General features: G+C 38.3%; 19 protein-coding genes, 1 pseudogene and 1 riboswitch. Of the genes and pseudogenes, 14 read left to right on the forward strand and 6 right to left on the reverse strand.

Annotation, left to right across the window (positions count from 1 at the left end):
• A partial coding sequence (gene katG / locus DBX25_RS21055) for a catalase/peroxidase HPI (protein WP_240620115.1) occupies positions 1–1,403 on the reverse strand: 1,403 nt, incomplete at its 3' end.
• A gap of 572 nt (positions 1,404–1,975) precedes the next feature.
• Positions 1,976–2,521, reverse strand: a complete 546-nt coding sequence (locus DBX25_RS01835; protein ID WP_108669078.1) for a DUF7010 family protein — start codon at positions 2,519–2,521, stop codon at positions 1,976–1,978.
• 631 nt (positions 2,522–3,152) lie between these two features.
• Here DBX25_RS01835 and DBX25_RS01845 point away from each other — a divergent pair.
• On the forward strand, positions 3,153–3,647 hold the full coding sequence (locus DBX25_RS01845) for a hypothetical protein (RefSeq protein WP_108669080.1): 495 nt from the start codon (positions 3,153–3,155) through the stop codon (positions 3,645–3,647).
• Between the two features lie 90 nt (positions 3,648–3,737).
• Here the strand turns inward: DBX25_RS01845 and DBX25_RS01850 are convergent, their stop codons facing one another.
• Entirely contained in the window at positions 3,738–4,067 is a 330-nt protein-coding gene (locus DBX25_RS01850) for a hypothetical protein (RefSeq protein ID WP_108669081.1), read from the reverse strand.
• A 310-nt stretch (positions 4,068–4,377) separates the two neighbouring features.
• Here DBX25_RS01850 and DBX25_RS01855 point away from each other — a divergent pair, with 310 nt between their 5' ends.
• Together DBX25_RS01855 and DBX25_RS01860 are read left to right on the forward strand one after the other, a co-directional pair.
• A complete protein-coding gene (locus tag DBX25_RS01855; RefSeq protein ID WP_108669082.1) occupies positions 4,378–5,769 on the forward strand; it encodes a TldD/PmbA family protein in 1,392 nt (463 codons plus the stop codon).
• 1 nt (position 5,770) lies between these two features.
• Complete coding sequence (locus DBX25_RS01860; RefSeq protein WP_108669083.1) at positions 5,771–7,114, forward strand: TldD/PmbA family protein; 1,344 nt, start codon at positions 5,771–5,773, stop codon at positions 7,112–7,114.
• 135 nt (positions 7,115–7,249) lie between these two features.
• Here DBX25_RS01860 and DBX25_RS01865 read toward each other — a convergent pair whose 3' ends face one another.
• A complete protein-coding gene (locus DBX25_RS01865) occupies positions 7,250–7,837 on the reverse strand; it encodes a YdcF family protein (protein WP_108669084.1) in 588 nt (195 codons plus the stop codon).
• A 221-nt stretch (positions 7,838–8,058) separates the two neighbouring features.
• Between DBX25_RS01865 and DBX25_RS01870 the strand changes: the two genes are divergently transcribed.
• The 9 genes from DBX25_RS01870 (at position 8,059) to aspA (ending at position 19,580) form a co-directional block, all read left to right on the forward strand.
• Positions 8,059–8,613: a DUF6143 family protein gene (locus DBX25_RS01870; RefSeq protein ID WP_170110108.1), complete on the forward strand. Its 555-nt coding sequence runs from the start codon at positions 8,059–8,061 to the stop codon at positions 8,611–8,613.
• Positions 8,614–8,919: 306 nt separating this feature from the next.
• Positions 8,920–10,023, forward strand: coding sequence for a sugar ABC transporter substrate-binding protein (locus DBX25_RS01875; protein WP_108669085.1), 1,104 nt, complete (start codon positions 8,920–8,922; stop codon positions 10,021–10,023).
• Positions 10,024–10,106: 83 nt separating this feature from the next.
• Positions 10,107–11,627: a sugar ABC transporter ATP-binding protein gene (locus DBX25_RS01880; RefSeq protein WP_108669086.1), complete on the forward strand. Its 1,521-nt coding sequence runs from the start codon at positions 10,107–10,109 to the stop codon at positions 11,625–11,627.
• A 12-nt stretch (positions 11,628–11,639) separates the two neighbouring features.
• Positions 11,640–12,812 carry a sugar ABC transporter permease gene (locus DBX25_RS01885; RefSeq protein WP_108669087.1) on the forward strand — a complete coding sequence of 391 codons (1,173 nt, stop codon included), beginning with the start codon at positions 11,640–11,642 and terminating at the stop codon, positions 12,810–12,812.
• 130 nt (positions 12,813–12,942) lie between these two features.
• The gene (locus DBX25_RS01890; protein WP_108669088.1) at positions 12,943–13,917 is read left to right on the forward strand and encodes a sugar ABC transporter substrate-binding protein; all 975 of its coding nucleotides are present in this window, start codon (positions 12,943–12,945) and stop codon (positions 13,915–13,917) included.
• Entirely contained in the window at positions 13,914–15,356 is a 1,443-nt protein-coding gene (locus DBX25_RS01895) for a sensor histidine kinase (protein WP_108669089.1), read from the forward strand. Before DBX25_RS01890 ends, DBX25_RS01895 begins: the two co-directional genes overlap by 4 nt.
• Positions 15,353–16,882 (forward strand): response regulator, encoded by a 1,530-nt coding sequence (locus tag DBX25_RS01900; protein ID WP_108669090.1) that lies wholly within the window; start codon positions 15,353–15,355, stop codon positions 16,880–16,882. Before DBX25_RS01895 ends, DBX25_RS01900 begins: the two co-directional genes overlap by 4 nt.
• A 19-nt stretch (positions 16,883–16,901) precedes the next feature.
• Positions 16,902–17,999: a D-xylose ABC transporter substrate-binding protein gene (gene xylF / locus DBX25_RS01905; protein ID WP_108669091.1), complete on the forward strand. Its 1,098-nt coding sequence runs from the start codon at positions 16,902–16,904 to the stop codon at positions 17,997–17,999.
• A gap of 150 nt (positions 18,000–18,149) precedes the next feature.
• A complete protein-coding gene (gene aspA, locus DBX25_RS01910) occupies positions 18,150–19,580 on the forward strand; it encodes an aspartate ammonia-lyase (RefSeq protein WP_108669092.1) in 1,431 nt (476 codons plus the stop codon).
• Between the two features lie 92 nt (positions 19,581–19,672).
• Here aspA and DBX25_RS21810 read toward each other — a convergent pair.
• A pseudogene (locus DBX25_RS21810) lies at positions 19,673–20,404 on the reverse strand (YwaF family protein).
• Positions 20,405–20,608: 204 nt separating this feature from the next.
• Here DBX25_RS21810 and DBX25_RS01920 point away from each other — a divergent pair.
• A complete protein-coding gene (locus DBX25_RS01920) occupies positions 20,609–21,946 on the forward strand; it encodes an NAD(P)/FAD-dependent oxidoreductase (protein WP_108669093.1) in 1,338 nt (445 codons plus the stop codon).
• 210 nt (positions 21,947–22,156) lie between these two features.
• Positions 22,157–22,411, forward strand: coding sequence for a GlsB/YeaQ/YmgE family stress response membrane protein (locus tag DBX25_RS01925; protein ID WP_108669094.1), 255 nt, complete (start codon positions 22,157–22,159; stop codon positions 22,409–22,411).
• 56 nt (positions 22,412–22,467) lie between these two features.
• Here the strand turns inward: DBX25_RS01925 and DBX25_RS01930 are convergent, their stop codons facing one another.
• Positions 22,468–24,792, reverse strand: coding sequence for a M20/M25/M40 family metallo-hydrolase (locus DBX25_RS01930; RefSeq protein ID WP_108669095.1), 2,325 nt, complete (start codon positions 24,790–24,792; stop codon positions 22,468–22,470).
• Positions 24,793–24,983: 191 nt separating this feature from the next.
• Positions 24,984–25,069: riboswitch (cyclic di-GMP riboswitch) on the forward strand.
• The last annotated feature ends 55 nt before the right edge of the window (positions 25,070–25,124 follow it).

Consider the following 25,124-nt stretch of genomic DNA (forward strand, 5'->3'; position numbering starts at 1 on the left):
ACTAGCTCGCTGATGGTAAGACCTGAGTCAAGAATCATGATTTTTATTTTTTCTATTTCTGCATCGGTTAATTCATAATCAACTGAAGGTACTGGATCTTGCCAGATAAGTTCTTCATGTGGAACCTCTGGGCCAAGATATCTTGCACGAGGACCCATGTCGCGGTGCGTTAGCTTGAACCATGCACGAGCAAAGGCATCTGCAAACTCCTCTGGATTCTCATAAAAACGACGAGAAATCTTTTCGTAGGTTGGATCAATACGTAATGCCATATCCGCAGTCGTCATAATCGTCGGAACTCGAACAGAGGAATCTTCTGCATCAGGAGCAAGATGCTTCTCAGCAGGATTGACTGCCACCCACTGATGTGCGCCTGCAGGGCTCTTGGTTAGCTCCCATTCATAACCAAACAGTAATTCAAAGAATCCATTATCCCACTGTGTTGGATTAGCCGTCCATGCACCTTCAATACCACTAGTAATGGTATCACGGCCTTTGCCGCTACCATATGTGCTCAGCCAACCTAAGCCTTGTGCTTCAATAGGAGCAGCTTCTGGTTCTACACCAACATGAGCAGCATCACCTGCACCATGTGCTTTACCGAAAGTATGACCGCCAGCGATGAGTGCAACCGTTTCTTCCTCGTTCATTCCCATACGCGCGAAGGTCTCGCGGATATCGCGACCACTTGCTAGCGGATCCGGAGTCCCGTTTGGACCTTCAGGGTTAACATAGATGAGCCCCATCTGTACGGCAGCAAGTGGGTTATCAAGCTCACGATCGCCTTTGTAACGTTTATCACCTAGCCATTCTGTTTCTGCACCCCAGTAGATGTCTTCTTCTGGATGCCAAACGTCTGCGCGTCCTCCTCCAAATCCGAAAGTCTTTCCGCCCATGGATTCGATCGCCACATTCCCTGTTAGAATCATTAAGTCAGCCCAAGAAATCTTGTTGCCATACTTTTGTTTAATCGGCCATAGTAATCTTCGAGCTTTATCGAGATTACCGTTGTCTGGCCAGCTGTTCAGTGGGGCAAAACGCTGTGTCCCAGTGTTGCCACCACCTCGGCCATCACCGGTACGGTATGTACCAGCAGAGTGCCACGCCATACGAATAAAGAAGGGACCATAATGTCCATAGTCAGCAGGCCACCAATCTTGGCTGTTTGTCATTAAGTCACTAAGATCTTGTTTTAGAGCTTGGTAGTCTAACTTTTTAAATTCTTCTGCGTAATTAAAGTCTTCTCCCATAGGATTCGATTTTCTATCATGCTGATGTAGAATATTTAAGTTTAATTGATTTGGCCACCAATCTCGATTTGAAGTACCTGTAGTTGAAGGGCTAGTGGCACTACCGTGATGAAATGGGCACTTTCCTGCGTTAGCAAAGTCTTTCGTTTCCATATTTATTTCCCCCTAAAATGTATGTTTTTATGAAGTAATTACTACAAAAGTATAATAATTACTTATTTATAATTATTATAAACAAATAATATATAAAATTAATTTAGATTGCAAGAATCATGTGATTTTTTTATTTTAGAATGAACATACGGGATAAACACGTTGGATAACTCATTTGAAATTAACTTCTTGCAAGGATGAGAAATTGATTTAAATAAAGAAGGTGCTCAGTTCTCCCAATCTGTATTTATGTATGTAAAAACCAGTGTCCAACTAGAAAGAATGGAGGACTGAAATCTCAAGATTATTAACATTGAAATCATTCACTTATTTAATTTATGATTAGCTACTGAGTAGCAATCTAGAAACATCAACACTAATTACTACAACATCGTAATATTCACACTAATACAGGTAACAAACCCCCTAACAAAAAAATCTATTAATATATATTTGTTTAGCTTCCAGGTTGTCTCATTATTTATGGTATGGCTTTACAAGAAAATTTATTTTGTTTTTGGACAAATATTTATGAGTAATGGTAATTAAAAAAAACACCTATTAATAGGTGTTTAGGCAGGATTGGTCTTAAGTTCCTTAAAAATAAATAAAACCCCAATAAAGTAAACAATAGAGATTGCTAATGGGACTAGAGTAAAGGCATGTTGAACTAGGAATCCACCAAATAAAAGTGAAGAAAGGCAAGTTCCTAGAGTAACAAATAAATAGGCTTTACTTTTGTAAATCCACATGTATGGGAGAAAATGAGAACCACCTAGAAGTCCTATGGTGAATGGAATAAATTCAGGAATATGCATATAAACAAGGATAAACACGGGAATATAAAAAGCTTGTGGAGCAGCAACAATTCCTCCCAAAGTTCCGATAGGGTTATCACTTGTAAGTAAATTTACATTGAAGATTTTTCCTAATAGTAGTCCAAAAGGAAAAATGACACTCAATCCGAAAATCCATATTAAATGGACTGTTTCCATTGGAAAAAAGAGAGGTAAAAAGGTAAAGAGGAAGAAGATGATAGATCCTGATAATAGAATAGGATATCCTTTTTTAGCATTCGATATTAAGTCTGTTCGCAAATGTTCTAGCGATACATTCAAATAATGTCAGCTCCTTACTGTGTCTTCTTCACTATAATTTACCATTAATTTCCGATTGTATCTATAATTATTTTAAGGTATCCTATTGTGGTTTTTGTGTATTAACTGGGATAATGACAAGCAACATCCGAAAACCTGGGCGGTACCTGAACCTGTTATAACAATTATGTAATGCTACCTCACGTTTTTGATTGGATTTCCACGTAGGGCAAAACAGAGCATGAACATCAAAATACTACAACATATAAATAGGCTTGATACACTCCACACTTCTGCCCATATACCAGAAAGGAAAAGTCCCAACGGTAAAGCTAGCTTCATTAACATTGAGGAAGTACCGGCAACTCTACCTAACAAGTGGTTTGGTGTAAATTCCTGACGAAAACTAAAGTAATTCACATTGATTATGATTACAGCAAACGTCCTTATGAATTGAGAAATACCTACCAACCACCAAGTATGTGCAAAGTTAAGAAGTAGGGTACCAGCCAAAACTAAGTACAAAGAATAGAGAAACATTTTGCCTCTAAGTGATGTAAACCCACTTCTAACTGGTAGACCTTATAGAAGTGAATAGTTTATTTTGAATGACGCAAAATAGGGGATAATTAGAGGATAGGAGTGTTTCACATTGAATTATTTTGAAGAAGGCAATTCTAATGAACCACAAATAGGAATGAAACCTTCTAAGAAATTCGCTAATGGTACTATACATGAAAATGGATCAGGGAGGTTTAAAGTCCTAGATCGTTATCTTGAGAACAACATTATCATGATAAAGTATCAATGGTTGACAGGTGAAAATGAAGGTAAAGTTGAAGTCAACAAAGAGGTTAATGTTAATGCAAGCATTTGGAAGTTTAAAAAAGTGCGTGGGTTAATTGGCAATTCGCAAGAACATGAAGTTCGGGATGAAACTAATACGGATCATATCATAGAAACAATTAATTCTCGTTTTGATTATTTTCATACCCTTGAAGAACAAATTCACTCTTTACAAAAACAAATAAAAGGGTTGAATGATAGTGTCACTAGCTTGTTAGAGTTAACAAAAGTAAATCATGAACAAATTCAAACGCTTGTTAGAAATTATGATTTAACCAATAAATTAATTGATAAGATTTAAAGAATGAATTAGAAATAGATTAGCATCAGGCACCACTCGTGGACAATAGCACTCCTAGTGCCCATGGATGTTGCCTGAAGGTGTTTTTTGTTAATTTGTAATAAAAACGTTTAAAGGAATTTCACAATTTGAGTAATAACGAATTTCCTTTCCCTTTTCTGTAGCATATTCAATCTCTCTATTTGTACTAGCTCCAATGTAGCCATCAACATCGATTACAAATATTTCAGCAGAAAGATCAATCTTTCTAAAATGTAGGTTTCCTAGAAGTTCAGCCTGTTCCTCAGTAATTTCAAACCCTTCACTCTGCTCAAAGAAGGCGAGGCTAATTACAATATTCCCTTGAAGTGTTAGGAATGCATTTACCTGTTCGAATTGCTCTTTGAATTTTGTAGACCCGCATAATGTAATAACTTTCATAATCATTTCCTTTCTTAACACTCGTGTTTAGATATTCTCTAAAAAAATTTAATTTCCTTTAAAACTTTTCCCTAAAATCAGCGTCATACTTTGGTAGATTTTATTGTCCCTTATGATGCAGCAGGTTCAGTCCATTACATGTTGGAGTATTCCAATAGTTATTAATATAAGGGAACTCTATTACATACAATCAGAAAGCATCTCTTATATCACAATAGATGTAGATTTCCTTTGTGGTAAATATAGGTAGAGAATTGTATACTTATATTGTTCTGATTATTTTGAAAAATGGTGTACAAGGAGGGGTTTTATGCTTTTGAAATCCGTAATTGAGGATATCCTTACGGCTGCACTCTCAACTGGAGGAGATTTTGCAGAAGTGTTTGTGGAGGATCGATATACCAATACTCTAACTCTGCAAAGCGGTAATATTGAAAATAGCTTATCCGGTCGGGATTATGGTATTGGGATCCGAGTTTTTAAAGGTTTGCAAAATGTTTATACATATACAACAGATGGTACAAAAGAGAGTTTGTTAAAGGCAGCGAGAAATGCCGCTCATGCCATTACTGGTGATACGATCATCAAACCTCAGCCATTAGAAAAAGAAACGATTTCTTGCGCACACCCAATTTTGATTCACCCTAGAGAAGTAGAAAAAATCCGTAAGGTAGATGTCATGAGGAAGGCTTATGACATTGCCAAAAACTATCATTCTAGTATTCAGCAAGTCTTAATCCGTTACTTGGATGAAGAGCAGAATGTTCTGATTGCAAATAGTGAAGGTAAATTTGTAGAAGACAAAAGGGTTAGAAGTAGAATGGCCATTCAATCCATCGCTTCTGAGGGTAACCAAATGCAGCGAGGTTTTTATGGACCAGGTGCACACAAGGGATTTGAATTCTTTGAGAATTTAAATCTTGAACATTATGCAGGAGAAGCGTCAAGGATTGCGGTGACGATGTTAGGAGCTGAAGACTGTCCAAGCGGTAAGTTTCCTGTAATCATTGATAATGAATTCGGAGGCGTTATTTTCCATGAGGCATGTGGGCATGGATTAGAAGCAACTTCTGTCGCAAAAAATAACTCTGTTTTTGCCAATCGAATTGGGGAAAAAGTTGCCTCAGATGTTGTAACTTATATTGATGATGCAACCCTTTCAAACGAGTGGGGCTCCATCACACTTGATGATGAAGGTGAAAAGGCTCGAAGAAATGTTTTAATTGAAAATGGAATTTTAAAAGGGTACTTGATTGATAAATTTAATAGTCGAAGAATGGGGATGGAATCAACAGGTTCTGGTAGAAGACAGTCTTACCGTTTTGCCCCAACCTCCAGAATGACGAACACATATATCGCAGAAGGGAAGTCTACACCGCAAGAGATCATTGCTAATACTGAGCATGGTATCTATGCCAAATATATGGGTGGTGGTTCCGTGAATCCAGCAACTGGTGATTATAATTTTGCCGTCATGGAGGCTTATCTTGTGAAGGATGGCAAAATTGGCAAACCGATAAAAGGAGCGACGCTGGTTGGGAATGGACCGGAGACGATAAAGCTTGTTGATATGGTAGGAAATCAGTTGGCACATGGAGCAGGTATGTGTGGATCATTAAGTGGAAGCATTCCAGTGAATGTTGGACAGCCGATGATCCGCGTGAGTGAAATGACTGTCGGCGGCAGTAAGGAGGCTGAATAAAATGAATATCAATCAATTTCAGCAAGATTTATTCGAGCTTGGAGAAAAGCATGGATTTAGCGACATGGAGCTTTATTTCGAGCGTGAAGAAAAATTCGGGTGTGGTATTTTCAAAGGAGAAATTGATTCCTATGAATCGGCCGAAACTGCGGGCGTTTCATTTCGAGGACTGTTCAATGGGAGAATGGGTAATGCTTTCACCGAAAAATTAGATGCAGATTCTATTTTGTATCTAGTTGAGAACGCTAAAGAAAATGCTCAAATGACGGAGGAGGAGGTACAAGAGGAGATTTTTGCAGGAAGTGAAGCCTATCAAGAAGGCAGCTTCTATTCGACGGAACTGAAAAATGTCACCATTCCTGAGAAAATCGAATTAATGAAAGAAATCGAAAAGCAGATTTTAGCTTACGATGAGAGAGTAACGGGAACCAATTATTTTAAACTGCAAAGCGAAGAATTAGAGCGCCATATCATCAATAATAAGGGCCTTTCCCTTCAGGAATTGCGTAATTATATGTATATTTATGTTTCTGTAGTCGTTAAGCAAGGAGAAGAAATAAAAACTGGATCGTATGTTAAGGCAACCAGAGATTTTTCTGCTTTTAATCCTGAAGAGTTCGCAAAGCATGCTGTTGAGGAAGCATTATCTCAGTTGGATGCTCAAACGGCTGACAGTAAACATTATTCAGTTCTAATAAGAAACGATGCAGCAGGAAGTCTACTTCAGACATTCTCCCCCATTTTCTCAGCTGAAAATGCCCAAAAGGGACAATCGCTTTTAAAAGATAAGGTTGGAGAAGTCATCGCTCATTCTAAATTACAAATCATCGATGACCCTTTATTAGATGAGGGCATTTTAGGTCTGTCGTTTGATAGTGAGGGAGTTGCCACATTAAAGAAACCAATTGTCAAGGATGGAAAGCTTGTTACCTTGCTCCATAATCGGAAAACCGCTAGGAAAGCTGGGGTTGAATCTACAGGAAATGCCTATAGGTCCTCTTATAATGGAGCTTTAACAGTGTCACCCTCGAATTTGTATATTGTCCCTTCTTCTAATAGTCTTGAAGAGCTAACTGCTTCAATGGAAGAAGGCATTATTATTATAGGTTTGTCAGGTTTACACTCCGGGGCGAATATCGTTTCAGGAGACTTCTCACTGGCGGCTAACGGATATCTAGTGAAGAATGGTAAAATAAAATCTGCAGTAAAGCAAATGACGGTTGCTGGGAACTTCTTTGATTTACTGAAAAATATCGAGGAAATTGGCTCAGACATAGATTTTTCAATGTCGAATATTAGCTCACCTTCACTTTTAATTAAGGATTTGGCAGTGACAGTAGAATAGGTAATAAATAAAACAAGCGTCAGGTACCAGCCGTGGACAATTTTTCTAGCTTTGTCCATGGGAGGTGCCTGACGCTGTGTTAAAAACCAATAAATCTGCCAATCTATTTGAATTAACCGTCAAGAATTACCAGACCTAATTAAGAACATATTTATCTATAAAGTATTTTGTAATAGCCAAGTATTCACGACTGTACGATTTTGGGATTGCTACTAAAGGAGTTTTTGCTGGTAGTCCATTTAATTTAACATCTAAATCTTGTGCTATCATTTTAGATCTAAATAGATGAAAATCATTGGTAACAATCATTCCTTTTTCTAAACCATCAGGAATGAGTTTCTTCGAAAATTTAATATTTTCAACAGTGTTAGTAGATTTATCTTCTTTAATAATTCTATGATTTTCTACCCCTTGTTCAATTAAACCTCTTTTTATGGCTTCTGCTTCAGAGATATCTTCACCTGATCCTTGCCCTCCTGATGCAATTACCATTACACTTGGATGTTCTAATATGTACTCTGCTGCTGTATCAATTCGATATTGAAGGGCTAATGATGGGACGGTACCATTGACCCTAGCACCTAGAACAATGAGAAACTCTGTATTCTCATCTGCCTCAACAACAGCATGTTCCATGATTTTACAATGTAAAATCCCAAAATAGAAAACCAATAACATTGCAAGAAAACCAATTGAAATCATTAAATTTTTCTTATACTTCATTCATTTCATTCCAATCTCAAATTAAAAATCCTTACAATGCAATTTTACCATCCACATTAATATAGTTGGTTTCTTAATTTTTCGGGGAATCGACTTTTTTTCTGAAATCACATAAATATTTGGATTGTTGGCGGTATTAAATCTGCTTACCGCTTTTGTGATTTTTGTCCAGACATTCTCTAACTATTTACATAAACTCTAGAAAGGAGTGAAGTTTTCTTATGTATTTGTTTAATAATGACCGATATAGTAAAACCGTAAACATACCCAACCCCTTGTTTCAATCCATACATGGGAGATATTTTGTTGGCCAAACAGAACACATTCGTTTTGGAAAAGGAAAAAATGGGTGGGGAGGCTTAGTTAACCCGTTTCAATCGGACGTTAATTTATTTGTTAATGCTTTTACCATAACAAATCATTCCAATCATCCTTTTGAAGCCGAGATCTGGTTTAATGCCATACCTCCCGGTAAGTCAATGATTTCAAATAATGTCACACCAGCAAATACAGCCCTAAAACCGCTTCCAAAGCCTGAAGTAAATATCGCATATGCTGAAATGGTTGAAGGAATACCAAAAAAAGGGGTAATGGCATTTAGGCGGATCGTACCTCCGCAAAGTACATTAGCCAGTGATGAGGATGGGAAATTTATCTTTCCACCGGGGGGATCATTTATTTTATTTTTAGTTTCTCCAAATAATGAAATCATCCAGGCGGAAGTTGCGTTTGGCTGGTTTGAAAAAAATAAAAGGGAATTAAATCAAAGACAATAAACTGAAATACTTAGGCACCAACGTTTACAAAATTAACTACTTTGCTACCATTGGTGCCAAACGCTGTTTAAAGAAAGCTGTAACCTCCTCGCAGGTAAGCAGTCTGTATCTTGCTCCAATCAAATGAAAAACTTATTGTCAAAACTTCATCCTAGGTGAAAAAACCTTAAGTATAATAAAATCTCCGCAAAAGCTAAAAAAGTCCAGACGATGTTAAAAGAATACTAGTTGTTAGCGCTTTCAAACACTTCTTACTGCCATATAATTGAGCTGTAATCATTCAAAAACAGTTCAAGGGGGTTCTTTATGAAGAAGGTTTTGAAAGCGTTATCTTTAATGCTGGTTATTGCTTTATTTGCGGCGATGCTAGCAGGATGTAACAACAGTGGGGGATCAGTGGATGTTGGAATCGTACTACCTACAAAGGACGAGCCTAGATGGGTGCAGGATGAGCAACGATTCAAAGATGCTTTAAAAGATTCAGACTACACAACTGAAATCCTATTTAGCCAAGGTTCTTCTGCTAAGGAAAAAGAGAATGTTGAAACATTGATTAACAAAGGGATTAAAGTTTTAATCATCTGTCCTCAAGATGGAGATGCGGCTGCAGCTGCGGTGGAAGCTGCGAAGAAAGAAGATATTACCGTTATTTCATACGATCGTTTGATTACAAACACGGATGCAGTAGATTACTACGTTACGTTCGATAGCGTTGCAGTAGGTGCTGCTCAAGGTCAATATTTGATTGATAATGCAACAGGCAAGGATGTTCCATTGTACTTATATGCGGGTGCTGCTTCTGACAACAACGCATTCTTGTTCTTCCAAGGTGCATGGAGCGTACTTCAACCAAAAATCGCTGACGGTACTTTCAAAATCGCTAACTCAAGCGAAGCGGAAGCTTTAAAAGATACGGCTGAGCTTTCTCGTGACCAATTAAGTAAAATCCTAGGCCAAGTAACAACGAACTGGGATCCAAATGAAGCGAAAAACAAAGCGCAAACTCACTTAACAGCTGCAGGTGCAGATTTGAAAGGTGAAGTGGCTGTTCTTGCTCCAAACGATGGAACTGCTCGTTCGATCGCAGATGTATTCGCTTCTGACGGAGATATCTCAAACTATGTGGTAACAGGTCAAGATGCTGAAAAAGCTTCAATTCAATACGTAATTGACGAAAAGCAATCGATGACAGTATTCAAAGATGTTCGTACGCTTGTTAAGGATGCAATGGGTATGGCTATTGAAGTCTTAGACGGAAAAACTCCTGAAACAACTGGTTCTTACAACAATGGAAAAGCTGATATCCAAGCAAAGCAAACAGACGTAATCGTGGTAAACAAAGACAATGTGAAGGCAGAATTGATTGATTCTGGTTACTACGAAGCTAGCGAATTTACTGGTATTGAATAAAAACTATACAGCATGAGGAATAGTGATAGATTCGTCTATCACTATTTCTCCATTATAGTTCGTTTTTGTTAGGGGGGAACAACATGAGTGAATATATTTTGGAAATGAACGATATATCCAAGTCCTTTACGGGTGTTAAGGCACTGAGCAATGTCAATTTCAAGGTGAAAAAAGGCGAGATTCACTGCTTGATTGGGGAAAACGGAGCGGGGAAGTCCACACTGATGAAGGTACTTAGTGGGGTGTACCCTTACGGAACGTATGAAGGGGATATTGTATTTGAAGGTGATGTCCAGCAGTTCAACAAAATAAGTGACAGCGTCAAAACCGGTATTGCCATCATCTATCAAGAGCTAGCCTTATTTCCAGATCTAACCGTCTATGAAAATATTTTCGCAGGAAACGAAGTGAAACGTGGAGGAATCATCGATTGGAATCAAACAATTGTTGAAGCGAAAAAAATGCTAGGAAAAGTAAAGCTCGATGTGAATCCGGATACCCTCATTAAGGATTTGGGAGTAGGAAAACGGCAGCTTGTGGAAATCGCCAAGGCGTTAAGCAAAGACGTGAAGCTACTTATTCTTGATGAGCCGACAGCAGCATTAAACGAGGATGACAGTGAAAATCTACTCGAGCTGTTATGTGAATTGAAAAAACAGGGCATCACATGCATCATGATTTCACACAAGCTGAAAGAAGTCATTTCGATAGCGGATAAAGCAACAGTGCTTCGTGATGGTCAAACAGTATGTACACTAGATGCTGCAAAGGGAGAAATCTCTGAAAATATTATTATTAAAAACATGGTCGGACGGGAAATTGATGATATTTATCCGAAACGATCAACCAAAACCTTCGGTGAAAAAATATTAGAATTACGTAATTGGTCAGCCTTTGACCCAAAAGTTGGTAGACAAGTCGTTAAAGATATCAATCTTCACGTGAAGAAGGGAGAAATAGTAGGCATTGCTGGATTAATGGGATCAGGACGTACAGAGCTTGCGCTTAGCATTTTCGGAAATGCGAAATCCTACAAGCTAGAGGGCGATTTAGTGATGAACGGCACTTCGGTAGCACTCAAACATCCTAGCGATGCCATTAAAGCAGGAATCGCCTATGTAACGGAAGACCGAAAAGGCGATGGGTTATTCTTAATCCAGGATATTAAGAACAATATTTCTGCTGCGAATTTAAACGGAATCTCTTCTAATGGAATTTTAAACGATAATGAAGAAATCAAGATTGCGGATCATTATAAAAATTCGCTTTACATTAAAGCATCTTCCTTGGAACAGGTCGTCGGTAACTTAAGTGGAGGAAACCAGCAAAAAGTATCATTAGGAAAATGGTTATTTGTAGGACCAAAGCTGCTGATCTTGGATGAACCGACTCGAGGCATCGATGTAGGAGCTAAATTCGAGATTTATACAGTCATGAACGAACTGATAAAAGAAGGCATGAGCATCATCATGATTTCCTCAGAGCTTGGGGAAGTCCTCGGAATGAGTGACCGTGTGTATGTCATGGCTCAAGGTGAAATGAAGGGCGAGTTGAGGATTGAGGAAGCCAATCAAGAAAATATTATGCAGCTTGCTACGCAATAGGAGGTTAAATCTATGAATTTATTCAGTGAAGCGAAGTCACTGATTAGTGAAAATATCCGTGACTATGGCATGTATATTGCCTTATTCGTTATTATTCTTACCTTTTCCATCATGACTGACGGACTTTTCATGAGTTCTCGAAATATTAGTAATCTATTAGATTCAGCAGGATATATCGCGGTATTGGCTGTTGGAATGACACTTGTAATTGTGATTCGCCATATCGATTTATCAGTTGGGTTTGTGGCTGGTTTCCTTGGAGCGATCGTAGCAATCTTACTTACTCAAGCGGGAATGTCTATGTTCGTTGCCATCCCTATTATTTTAGTATTTGGTATCATCATTGGTCTTTTTAATGGCTGGTTAGTAGCGCAAATCGGAATACCTTCCTTTGTTGCAACACTTGCTGGGATGTTAATTTTTAGAGGAGCGATTCTACAAGTAACGGAAAAAACAGGTACGATTATCATTCAAGACGATAAATTCAATGCAATCGGAAACGGATATATTCCTTCACTATTGGAAGTAAGTGGCCTACATTTACTATCTCTACTTGTCGGTTTAGTAGGAATCTTATTGTACATTTCCAGTGAATTTTCAAATCGTAAAAATAAAATCAAATATGGCTTTGATGTGGTTTCTAAAGGGATTTTCACATTGAAATTAGTGTTTGTGTCTGCAATTATCGCCTACATTACTTGGATTCTAGCAGGCTATAACGGCTTCTCTTGGACCGTTATTATTATGTTATTAGTAGTTATTATCTATCACTTCCTTACTACAAAAACGGTACTAGGGAGACATATTTACGCAGTTGGTAGTAATTCGGAAGCGGCACATCTAAGTGGGATGAACGTTAAGAAAATTACGTATATCGTGTTTGGTTCAATGGGGATGCTTGCTGCACTATCTGGTATTCTATTTACCTCTCGTTTGCAATCGGCTACAACCACAGCTGGTACTCTGTTTGAACTGGATGCTATTGCTGCAGCATATGTTGGAGGGGTATCCTCTGCAGGTGGAGTCGGAAAAGTTACAGGAGCAATCATCGGTGCGATTGTTATGGCTTCACTAACGAGTGGGATGAACCTGTTAGGAGTTGGAATCTCTTATCAATATATGATCCGTGGTGGGGTCCTTGCTGGCGCGGTCATTTTTGACGTCATGACTAGAAAGAAAAGATAGAAATTTCCCGAGGGGCTAAATCAGTCCCTCTTTTTCTATTGTATTCTCCTCTCCCTAATGATAAGGTCAAATTTTTGTAGATGGTGGGTCGAGAAGTAGTTTATTATTAGGGGAGAAAGGAGACATTCTCTTGCGAAAAACGGCAATTATTCTATTAATCTCAATTTTTATTACACTTTGCTTTTTTACGATTGAATCAGCTAAAAAAGTTTTTCGTTCCGATTGGGAATTGCCCGTCGTCAACGAAGAAAAGCCACAGCATCGACTAGTCTTGATTACGCAAGATATGAAAACTCCTTTTTGGAATGAAGTCGCCAGAGGTGCATTAACTGAAGCGAAAAAGAATGGGGCTAGCCTTGAAGTATGGGGGAGCTACGGCAACAATAAGGAAGATTTTTTAAAAAAGATGGAAATTGCGATTCATTCCAAAGTGGATGGGATTATCATACAAGGGTTGGATACGGAAGAGTTTAAACAGCTTACAAAAGTGAAGGCATCCTTTTACGGGATTCCCATCATCACGGTGGCAAATGATGTACCGATGGCGGAAAGTCTAAGAAAAACCTATGTGGGATCAGATCAATATAAGGCGGGAGAAATGATTGCCAAGCAATTACTATCAGATATGGGCCCAACCGGGGAAGTTGTCCTAATGTATGACCGTCAAAAAGAGTACTACCAAACGCAACGTTTGAGCGGTATGGAAGATGTTTTAAAAGAGTTTCGCGGTGTTAAGGTTTTACACGCAGAAACATCTGAATCAAGGGAGAGCATCATCTCTGCGACACAAGATTCACTGAATAGGATGCCAGAAGTTGACGCGTTCATTGCTGTTGATGCTGATGTAGCCGGGACGATGATTACTGAAATAAGTAAGCGCTATCAAGTTGAACCTTTTCATATTTATTCCTTTGACGATGGTCCAGAGTCGTTGACCTTGCTCAATCATAAGAAGTTAGATGGAATCATTGAGCAGTCCCCAGAAAAAATGGGGGAAAAGAGCGTCCAGTTAATGATTGAATGGTTGATTGGTAAGACCGTACCGTTAGATGTAAACGGCTATTATACCGATATTTTTATTTTGAAAGAGATGGGCATAAAATGATTAGTATTCAAAAGAAAATTTTGATGCTCACGACCGTCGTCCTCGTCATTATGTCAGTCATTTGGTTAGCGCTTACATTCTACAACCATAAGACCCAGAATCAATACAATGAGATTCTTCAGCGATACTTAAGCATGAATGAAGCGACAAGGACGAGCCAGCTTGTCATAACCAATCTGAATAACTATATGCTGTATCCGACTCCAGAGAAATTGGATGGTGTGTATCAGAGTAAACAAAACATGCAAAAGGCGAAAAGGGAAGTTCTTAAATTACGGAACTCCGAGAACTCTTTTATCCTCACGAACTATATCAATTTAATCGATAGCCTCAGTGAAACGACTGATCGAATTCTGATGTTTCACTCTGCGAATGATACAGAGGCTTACACGAAGGAATTCGCTGAAGCGACGCGTATTTCTAATTATATTTCAGAGATGACTCTTAGCCTGATCGATAATGAGCTGAAAAACAATGAAGGCTTCTATCGTGGTATCATCGAGCGTTCTGGAGAAGTTATTAAACTAGGAATCTGGCAATTACTTTTAATCACCTTTCTTCTATTATTAGCCACGTATTGGTTTTCTTTAAGTATTACTAGACCTGTACAAAAGCTGACTCAAGCCGCCAATGAGCTATCAAAAGGAAGATTTGATTTACAAGTCAAGGTGGAGACGAATGATGAAATCTCCTTTCTCGCAAAGACCTTTGATCGAATGCGGATCAATATTAATAACCTGATTGTTGAAATTAAGAGCAAGGCACAGCTTGAGCATGAGCTTCAGCAAAGCAAGATTCTGTTGCAAGAAAGCCAGTTTCGTAGCTTGCAAAGTCAAATCAATCCGCATTTTTTGTTTAACACGCTCAACACACTTTCTAAGAAGGCTTATTTAGAAGGCTCAGAGGAAACAAGTGACCTGCTTGTAAGTGTTGCAGGGTTACTGAGGTACAACTTAAAGCGTTTAGACCGATCTGTCACGTTACATGAGGAAGTTTTAGTTTTACAACAGTATATGGACATTCAAATGTCTAGATTTAAAGACCGATTGACGCTACATATCGAAATTGATGAAACCTGCCTTGGTTTAAAAATTCCTGCTTTGACACTGCAGCCGATCATTGAAAATGCAGTAATTCATGCGATAGAGCCAAAAGAAGATGGTGGTTCCATATGGGTAAGGATTATTGCTGGAGAAGACAGGGTCACAATTGAAATCGAAGACGATGGAAATGGAATGTCAGAAGAGAAAGTCCAACAAATCCTGGAGGAAAAAGTCCTCCCATCAGAGGGCCATTCTACCGGAATTGGATTCAGTAACGTGGTAAAACGTTTGCGTCTTTTCTATGGACATGATGATGTAATAGATATTGTCAGCCAAATGGGTTACGGAACAAAAATCATGATTAAAATACCAAAAAAAGGAGTTGAACTTGCTTGATTAAGCTCCTAATAGTGGATGATGAACAAATAGAGCGCGATGGGATGCAAGCCATATTAGAAAAAAATTTTCCAGGTCTTCTCATAGAACAAGCCAAAAACGGAAATATGGCAGTTCAAATGGCAGGAGAGTTTAAGCCTGACCTCATTTTAATGGATATTAAAATGCCAGGCATGAATGGCATGGAAGCATTGGAATTGATTAGTGGGGAACACCCTAACATCAAATTCATTATGGTTACAGCCTATGATACGTTTGACTATATGCGACAGGCAATCAAATTCGGTGTCAAAGACTATATGCTGAAACCAAGCAAGGCCAGTGACATTGTCGTGACGATTGGAAAAGTCCTGCAACAGATTGAGGAAGAAAAAGTGTCTCTCCAAAAAAACTTGCAAGAAAAAGAGGCACTGCAAAAAACATTGTCACTCGTTGAAACTGATGTTGTCACTCAGCTTTTATTTGACCATGTACATGAAGTGCATGTGGACATGCTTTTGGAGATACTGGACATTCCATCCAAGGAAGAGATGTTTGTGATGATTGTTTTGCTTCCTCCCGGCTCAGAGAATATGTATGGTTCTGTAAAAGAAAAGGTCAGACAGACAAAAAGTTGTTGGATAGGAGCCCTCTATGGGAATCAACTACCCATCATTGTCTTCAGGAATCCCGACCAATCCTTCCGTTCTCAGGCAACGGCATTGGCTCGTGAAATCTTGTCCCTTGCGAGGTCAGTTCAAAACTGGTTTGTGGGGATTGGGAATGTATGTAAGACATTGGATGAAATTAGACAATCGTATCAGGAGTCTTTGATCGCCACGATGGACACGAAGATACCGATGAAGTATCGCTTCTATTCGGATGTCCCATCAATGGGGGAAAGATACGATAATATACTAGTCCAGCACCACAAAAAAGAGTTTTCCGATCAAGTTCGACTTGGAGAATGGCAACAAGTCCGTACCAATATAATGAATATCATTCAAATATACGAAAATGAAGGGTTGGATCTTCTTCAAACCCAGCAAAGGATGCTTGAGGTTCTTTGGATTGTAGCTCAAGTGATGCGGGAAATGGGGATTGATGCTACGACGCCTCTTTATTCCTATCGAACTAATGACTATCGTCAGTTGCGTTCCGAGACGAACGGGTTACTTGATCGTATGATGCAATCCTATCATGATCACTATGACCTGCTGGAAGCGGATACGATTCATCAAATTAAACAATATATTCTGGATCACTCCCATGAGGATATTTCATTAGAATCGCTAGCACAAAAAGTGGAGCTAAGTCCCATCTATATTAGCAAGATGTTCAAAGAGAAACTAGGAATCAATTATATAGATTTATTGACCGAATGCAGGATAGAAAAGGCGAAGAAGCTCCTTGCTGATTCTGAAAAGAGCATTAAAGAAATTACCTTTGAAGTGGGTTATCACGACCCGAATTACTTTAGCAAGGTGTTTAAGAAAATGTGTAAAATGTCACCAAAGGATTACAGGAAAACACTAGTTAGTAAATAAACTGAAAGGGGAGAGACTGATGGACCGAGGATTTGTTCAACGTAGGCTGATGATGGTTGTAATCATTATGATTTTTCTCTGTTTGGCCACCGCCTGTGAAAAGACTAATAAGGTCCGAGGCTCTGCCGTCCCCGCTGGAATCTCAAAAAATGAAGAGTCAAAAGGGCTTAAAGTTCCGCGCAAAAAGAAGATTAAAATCGGGTTCTCAATGGATACGTTAGAAGAAGAACGTTGGCTAAAGGACAGGGATCTATTCAAGGAGTCTGTGGAAAGGCTTGGAGCAGAAGTGGAAATCCTTGCTGCCAATGGAGACGATGCATTACAAATCTCACAAGCGGAAACCTTGATTAGTCAAGGGGTAGACCTACTTGTCGTCGTTCCCCATAATGCCGAAGCCACCGCAGCGATCGTCAACAAAGCCCATTTGGCAGGTATCAAGGTTATCTCCTATGATCGTCTCGTAAAAAATGCCGATATTGACTTGTACATTTCTTTTGATAATGAAAAAGTAGGAGAACTACAGGCAGAGGCAATTACTTCCCTAGTTCCAAAAGGAAAATACGTATATATAGGTGGTGCAATTACGGACAATAATGCAATTCTCTTTAAAAAAGGTGTGTTTAATGTTCTTCAGCCGTATATTGATCGAGGGGACATTACGATCGTATACGACCAGTGGACACAAAACTGGTTACCCACTAATGCCTATGTGAACATGAAAGCAGCACTTAAAGCCAACTACAATGACATCGATGCAGTGATTGCAGCAAACGATGCTACTGCTGGGGCAGCCATCAAAGCTTTAAGAGAACAAGGACTGGCTGGCAAGATTCCAGTTGCGGGCCAAGACGCAGAGCTAGCTGCTGCCCAACGTATTGTCAAAGGCACACAGACAATGACGGTGTACAAGCCAATTAATGTCCTAGCCAATACGGCGGCTAAAATCGCCGTCAAAATGGCAAAAGATGAAGAAGTAAAAGCGGGCAAGCGGGTAAATAACGGAAAAATCGAAGTACCATCTCTCTTACTATATCCCACAGCAGTAAACCTATCTAATATGGATCAAACAATTATTAGAGACGGCTTTCATACAAGGGAAGAAGTTTATGGGGAGTAGAAGTATGGATAGTTAGATACCAATGTCTCATTCTTTAATACGGTAAACAAACACCTTGAGCTTTCTGATACGATTTGTTTTAATAGGCAATGGATACATTTTAGATTAATAGAACTAGATTTGTTGTAGCAATAGAGGAGACTGGATAAAATGCCAATAACAAAGAGCCAAATGCGAACTGAAAAAGATTTCTTGGGATCGAAGGAAGTGTCTGCACAAGCGTATTATGGAATTCAAACATTACGTGCAGTTGAAAACTTTCCTATTACTGGGTATAGAATCCATGAAGAGCTAATAAAGGCAATGGCTGTTGTGAAAAAAGCAGCTGCCCTTTCGAATATGGATATTAAACGTCTTTATTCCGGAATTGGCGAATGCATTGTCAAGGCGGCAGAAGAGTTAATGGCAGGGAAATGGCATGATCAAATTATTGTCGATCCTATCCAAGGTGGAGCAGGAACGTCGATTAACATGAATATTAATGAAGTCATTGCCAATCGTGCGTTAGAACTGCTTGGGAAAGAAAAAGGAGACTATTCTCATTGTAGTCCCAATACACATGTCAATATGTCACAATCTACAAATGACGCATTCCCAACGGCAATTCATATTGCAGTGTTAAACCTATTAGAAAAATTATTGGAATCTATGGTAGAAATGCACGCAGTGTTTCAACAAAAGGCAAAGCAATTCAACCATGTTATCAAAATGGGGCGCACACACTTACAGGATGCTGTTCCAATTCGACTTGGTCAGGAATTTGAAGCTTATAGCCGAGTAATTGAACGTGATATTAAACGAATTAAGCAATCTAAGCAACATCTATATGAAGTGAACATGGGTGCAACAGCCGTTGGAACTGGATTAAATGCTGACCCTCGTTATATAGAATTAGTCGTAAAACACCTTCAAGATATCAGTGGACTTCCGTTAACGGGAGCAGATCATCTTGTAGATGCTACGCAAAATACTGATGCTTACACAGAAGTATCAGGGGCTTTAAAAGTTTGTATGTTGAACATGTCAAAAATCGCCAATGATTTACGATTAATGGCATCGGGGCCAAGAGCAGGGTTGGGTGAAATTACATTACCTGCAAGGCAGCCTGGTTCATCTATCATGCCTGGAAAAGTTAATCCTGTGTTACCAGAGCTAATCAATCAAGTAGCGTTCCAAGTCGTTGGAAATGACCAAACTATTTGTCTAGCATCAGAAGCAGGTCAATTGGAATTGAATGTCATGGAGCCCGTATTAGTGTTTAACCTTCTCCAATCCATTAGCATTATGAATAATGCGTTCCGTACTTTTACAGAAAATTGCTTAAAAGGAATAACTGCGAATGAAGAGAGGCTAAAAGAATATGTGGAAAAGAGCGTTGGAGTCATTACAGCAGTAAATCCACATATAGGCTATGAAGTAGCATCACGAATTGCAAGAGAAGCGATTTTACAGGGTGTACCAGTCCGAGAACTTTGCTTGAAATACGATGTGCTCACAGAAGAAGAACTGAATCTGATTCTGGACCCGTACGAAATGACAAAACCAGGTATCTCTGGTGCTTCGTTACTAGAAAGAGAATAGATAGAATAATATATTGATAAATAAAGGATTCTTTAAAATATGTGTCAGTCCTACTTAAGAAATTTGTTCTTAAGTTTGGACTGACACTTTTTCTAACCATTATTTTTACTTAAGCCCCCCCTTTTTTTACTTTCTCTATATTGTAAAACTCCCATAGGAATATACGTAACGATAAACACAAGGGCTCCCGCAATTTCAAGATTTATATAATACATAATTCCACTTCCAAAAAGAGTTAATATCGTTTTGGCATCAGTTGGTTGTGCTAAGTAGAAAAAGTTAGTTTCAAGCAGCTGATTAAGGATAAATATAGGTACAGCAATGATATTCAATAGTAGGAAGCTTGATAATACGGCTATTCTCGGTACTCGATAACCTTCAAATAGAATAAAGTACAATACGGCAAGTGGAATGGCTGAATGGTGAAGGAAATATTTAATGTAGCGAAAATGAGGGAATTAGTAGACCATTTCAGGAGTGACCATGCTTAGTATGGCAGGAAGCAGTCCGATAAAGAATAATAAATTGAATATTTTTGGATTGGGTTTTAGGAATAAGAATAATGCCAAAAATGTACTAAGTGAACAAAGCTGTAATGGTAAATCTTTGACTGTCCAAATACCAGTTTGAATGGCCCACATATGATAGGATATTTCACAGATTAGTAGGGTACTGAATAATGTCCATTTGATTTTCGATTGAAACGGTTTCAGTTCATTTCTGTAAAATATGAACAAGAAAAAAACCAGTAAAAACAAAGTAATAGTAAGGAGATGGGTCATTGAAAACATTTCGAAGCCGCGCATTTCTGTAACTGAAAACATATGTCTTCCACCACCCTTATGAAATTTGCAGTTCTTTACATTGTATTCCTCAAATTATTTTCTAATACGTTTTTATCAGACTACATTAATTGTACAATTGTTCTCATTATACTTAACCTGGGGAAGCAGGAAGTTTCTTGCTTTTTCAACTTCATAGACTTATTGTTAATTTAAATGATAGTTCATCTAAGAAGGTGATAATGAATGTATGACATTACTATAATAGGCTCTGGAGTTAGTAGCATTTTTTTAGCTTATACATTGGCTCATACTAATCAAAATATATTAATTCTTGAAAAAGGAAAATCCCTTGAGGAGAGAACCTGTACTTTAGATCGAGGAGAAGAATGCAATTGTGATGTATGCGGGAAGTACTTTGGTTTTGCTGGGTTGGGAAAATCAGAAGGAAAATTCAATTACTCCAGTGACTTTGGTGGAGAATTAGCACAAAAAGTAGGTAAAGAGAATCTATCACAATTAATGAATGAAGTGGACGATATTTTGTGTGGTTTTGGTGGAAATGCTGTATCGAAATATTCAACAGATCATGCCGAATTAGCAAAGAAAGCGGAAGCTTGTGGTCTTCAGATGTTAACGACTGAAGTGAGGCATCTAGGCACTGTACTTTCGACGACGATTTTTCAACAGATGTTTGAGATTTTATCTAAAAGGATAGATATTCATTTTGAGGTTGAAGTTCATCAAACCAAAATTGAAGAAGATACTTTTTCCTTATCGACTAATCAAGGGGTTTTCCATTCTAAAAAAGTGGTTTTTGCCACAGGACGATCCGGTAATGAATGGTTAAAGCAACAGTGCACAAGTCTAGGTGTCAAGCAAGGAAAAACGAGGTTAGATTTGGGTATTCGAGTCGAAATGAAGGAAAGGCAGTTGCGGTCGATTTTAGAAGATACCTTCGAAACAAAACTATCTTTTTCGCACGAAGAGATTATCTCCACTACATATTGCATGAATCCACAAGGAAGAATTATACGAAAATACCAAGAAGGACTCGTTATGCCTGATGGCCAAAATTTTCGCGAGCAAGGAACTGGAACGACAAACTTGAATTTTACCTTATTCACCCCAAAGTATTTTTCTACTCTTAAGGAAGCAAATTTTTATGCTGAGCAAGTGATAGGAAAAATAAACAGAGGCAGAGATCGAATTGTCGTACAACGATTAGGGGACTTACGTAAAGGAGTAGCAACAACAAACGAAAAAATGGTTACTAATAGTGTCCAGGCTATATTATTGGGAGATTACGGAGATTTAATTGATGAGGTTCCTAGTTTGTATATTCAAATCTTACTAGATTTTTTACATCGTCTAGAGGATTTCATTGGTGAAGAAATAGATGAAGATACACTTTTGTATGGGATGGATGGGAAGTTTTATTCTCCTATAATAGAAACTGACGACCACTTCGAAACTAGCATTCCCGGAATCTATGTGATAGGAGATTGTTCAGGAGTTACCCATTCCTTATCTCAGGCAGCAGCAAGTGGGATATATTTAGGCAGAATTTTATCAATTTACTAATTTTTTTAGTCAGGTATCTTTGAATGGTGCCTGGCTTTTTTGATGACTGAAAAGGAATCAAATCATGCATGTTTTATCTAGGTCACCATACCATGGCTCGTTAAAATGATTGAAATCAAGATAATAACGGATAAGCACTACTGATGAATCAATTAATGATCGAACACTAAGTAATGGACATGCATAAACTAGGAAAAAGGAGTTTACTGCATGAGTATTACTACATTTATTCTATCTGTTATTGTTGTACTGGTGATTGGGGCTGTTGCAAATAAAGTATCACATCTTCATATGCCAGGTAGTTGGGTGGGAATTCTAGTAGCTGGGTACACTGGTACTTGGGTAGGTCCGTACCTTTTTGGGACATGGGGTCCAATACTAGTCGGCTATGCGTTAGTTCCTTCATTAATTGGTGCCATTTTGGTAGTAGTGGTTGTAGGGCTATTATGGAAGATATTCGATTAAAAAAAGTCATAATCTATAAAGTTCATGTAAACTTTGTAGATTATGACTTTTTTCAATTAGTGTTTGATTGTTCTCATTACAAATGAATTATCCCCATAAGTACTATACTCTGAAGGACGTTTTCCTTTAGTATCAGGAAGGCTATAAGCACGATCCGCAACAATCCACTCTATTTTATCGTTAGCGTTAACTGTAATTTTCACATTCATTTCTCCAGTTTGGCCAACGATGTAGGTGAATAGGAATGGGTTTTCTTTTGTGAAAGTGTTTCGACTTAGTTCAATATCTTTTCCATTAATGCTCAGTTGTGACATGTTTAAGACTGTTACTGACTGTAAGAACATTTCTTCGGCCTTGCGATTTGTTTTCAAATGGTATTCAATTGTACGCTTATTTCCTACTGTTTCATCTGATAAAACATTCATGATAGGTCCTTCAATATTGTATAAATCAGCCTCGGCATAATTTACATCCCATTGAAGCATAGGGAAGAATTCAGACGTATTTCCTATTTTTACATCACCGTTAACATATTGTGATGTATAGCCATCTAATGCATGTCTTGCTGCCCAATATGCTTTGCCTTTATCTGCATCCATGAAGTAAGTAATGTCACTTGCCTTATGGTGATCCTCAGAAGGGGCGTTCGCTATGAAAATACAATTGGCGAGTAACACGACAAGGCCGACACCAAGAAGGGTGGTAGGCATAACCCATTTGTATTTAATGGTTAACGTAGTCAAGAACGGGACGAATAAGCCTCCTAAAAGGCAAACTAGGACCATTAATAGTGGTGCTAAACTCATTGAAACAAGCATTTGTACTAAATAGATTACTGGTACGACAATCAACAATCCAGGAATCGCAAACCCAGCAGATAAAAGATGACCTTTCCATGAATTGTCTTCCGAACGGAAGTAAAGGTTTACCCCAATCAATGCAAAAAGTAACGGCCATGAAAATACATAACTACCAGCAATTAGCAGGAAGCTTGTTACGACAGTCAGGATTAACCATATCAGTAATGCACCCATGGTTAAATTTCCGACTTTTATTTTCTTACTTACAAAATGATATAGCAGGTTTAAGAAAGAAATAATGATAATGGAAAAACTAATCAAAAAGAGAGTGCCGAAAGTAATGTCAGTTCCTAGCATCCATTTGGTATTTGAGAATACAATCGTTAGGACTTTCCATAAACTGAATCCAATGATTGCTGAACCAACCATGCTTACAAGGAATGTAAGAAAACCAGCTAGTGTACCAAGAACAGTTACTTGTTTTCTTTTCAAACCGTGAACCATTGTAAAGGCAAACAATAGTACGGCAAGACCCATGATTGGGAGCACCAAATTGTCGGAATAAGTAGTCATGGTTGCTCCGAATATATTAAAGAAGATTCTATTTCCTTCCTTTTCTTGAGCTAAATCTAATTGACCAAAATGAAGAAGCAGACTTAACATGTATTCTCCATGATGCTGTAAACTTTCTTTGCTTAGCTTCTCGAGATTATCACTAGTTGTATGATAATGGCCTAAACCTTCTCCGAATGCAAAATTAAGACCATTCAATCCCGCTTCCTTAAATACCGTTAAATCTGTGTCATTTGGCATGAGTTTATAAAGGTTATAAATAAAGGAATGGGCAACCGGAGTAGGTGCAGCCTTTACAAATTCTTGAATAATCCAGCTATTATCTTCACTCGTTTCAAACATGAATGCAGGTCCTTCATTACCACGAGCTTCGAAATTTAAGACTAAACCTACATTTTGGACCCATGGATGTTCTTCGACAAATGCTTTTGCTCCAAGCAGTCCATTTTCTTCACCATCTGTTAATAGGATGATGACATCGTTCTTTAAAGCCTTATGTTCTTTCAATGCTCGTATCGTTTCTAAAATGCCAGCAATACCGGCCCCATCATCCGCTACACCAGGTCCTCCTGGTACAGAATCATAGTGTGCAACAAGCATGACTGCTTTGGAGGAAGACGTACCATCGATTTTCGCAATAATGTTCTCAATGTTTCCTCCTGTGACCCATGTGCGAGTATTACGTAAAGAATTTACATTTTGGATTTCAGGACTTAATCCTAAATCCTTTAATTCCTGAACAAGATAGTCTCGTACTCTATCATGTTCTGTTGATCCAAGGGGATGGGGAGCAACTGCAAACTCCTCTAAATAAGAAAATGCACGTTCTGCAGAAAACACATTTGAAGCTCCCGTCTTTGGAATGACTCTAGGTGATTGAAGTTGCAAAAAACTGATGATAATCGTCCCAACAACAATAGCTAGAACTGTAAAAAAAATAAGTGCAGATTTCTTTGTGGGATAAACGTGCTGTGGTTGTGATGCCGTAGATGGTGTTGTTATTTCCAACGAATAACCTCCTTAAGGAATATTTGATACAAAATAATTATATCCTGTTGTCAGAATTTTAGGAAGATTTTACTATTTTTAATATATAACTAAATACCTTATGAAATAATTAGACATTTTCTAAAAGATTTCATATACCTAAGAATGTAATAATAGTATTATAGTTCTATAACAAAGGTGTTTTATGGAAAAATTCATAGAGGCAAACCATGTGAAAATATGGGACGCAAAGCTATAGGGGCTTATTCTTGAAGGGAAATGTCAGCCAGTTGCATTACATTCTAGTAAAAGTCCCTTTACATATGTAATGGGGCTATTCTTTATGCATAATA

It is taken from the genome of Peribacillus acanthi (genome assembly GCF_003073175.1).
Taxonomy (GTDB): domain Bacteria; phylum Bacillota; class Bacilli; order Bacillales; family DSM-1321; genus Bacillus_BN; species Bacillus_BN acanthi.

Bases quoted from the DNA above. Each gene is read 5' to 3' on its own strand.
- DBX25_RS01895 (WP_108669089.1), top strand. From the start codon at position 13,914: ATGATTAGTATTCAAAAGAAAATTTTGATGCTCACGACCGTCGTCCTC.
- DBX25_RS01870 (WP_170110108.1), top strand. From the start codon at position 8,059: ATGTATTTGTTTAATAATGACCGATATAGTAAAACCGTAAACATACCC.
- DBX25_RS01920 (WP_108669093.1), top strand. From the start codon at position 20,609: ATGTATGACATTACTATAATAGGCTCTGGAGTTAGTAGCATTTTTTTA.
- DBX25_RS01850 (WP_108669081.1), bottom strand. From the start codon at position 4,067: ATGAAAGTTATTACATTATGCGGGTCTACAAAATTCAAAGAGCAATTC.
- DBX25_RS01880 (WP_108669086.1), top strand. From the start codon at position 10,107: ATGAGTGAATATATTTTGGAAATGAACGATATATCCAAGTCCTTTACG.
- DBX25_RS01865 (WP_108669084.1), bottom strand. From the start codon at position 7,837: ATGAAGTATAAGAAAAATTTAATGATTTCAATTGGTTTTCTTGCAATG.
- DBX25_RS01855 (WP_108669082.1), top strand. From the start codon at position 4,378: ATGCTTTTGAAATCCGTAATTGAGGATATCCTTACGGCTGCACTCTCA.
- xylF (WP_108669091.1), top strand. From the start codon at position 16,902: ATGGACCGAGGATTTGTTCAACGTAGGCTGATGATGGTTGTAATCATT.
- DBX25_RS01925 (WP_108669094.1), top strand. From the start codon at position 22,157: ATGAGTATTACTACATTTATTCTATCTGTTATTGTTGTACTGGTGATT.
- DBX25_RS01885 (WP_108669087.1), top strand. From the start codon at position 11,640: ATGAATTTATTCAGTGAAGCGAAGTCACTGATTAGTGAAAATATCCGT.
- DBX25_RS01860 (WP_108669083.1), top strand. From the start codon at position 5,771: ATGAATATCAATCAATTTCAGCAAGATTTATTCGAGCTTGGAGAAAAG.
- aspA (WP_108669092.1), top strand. From the start codon at position 18,150: ATGCCAATAACAAAGAGCCAAATGCGAACTGAAAAAGATTTCTTGGGA.
- DBX25_RS01875 (WP_108669085.1), top strand. From the start codon at position 8,920: ATGAAGAAGGTTTTGAAAGCGTTATCTTTAATGCTGGTTATTGCTTTA.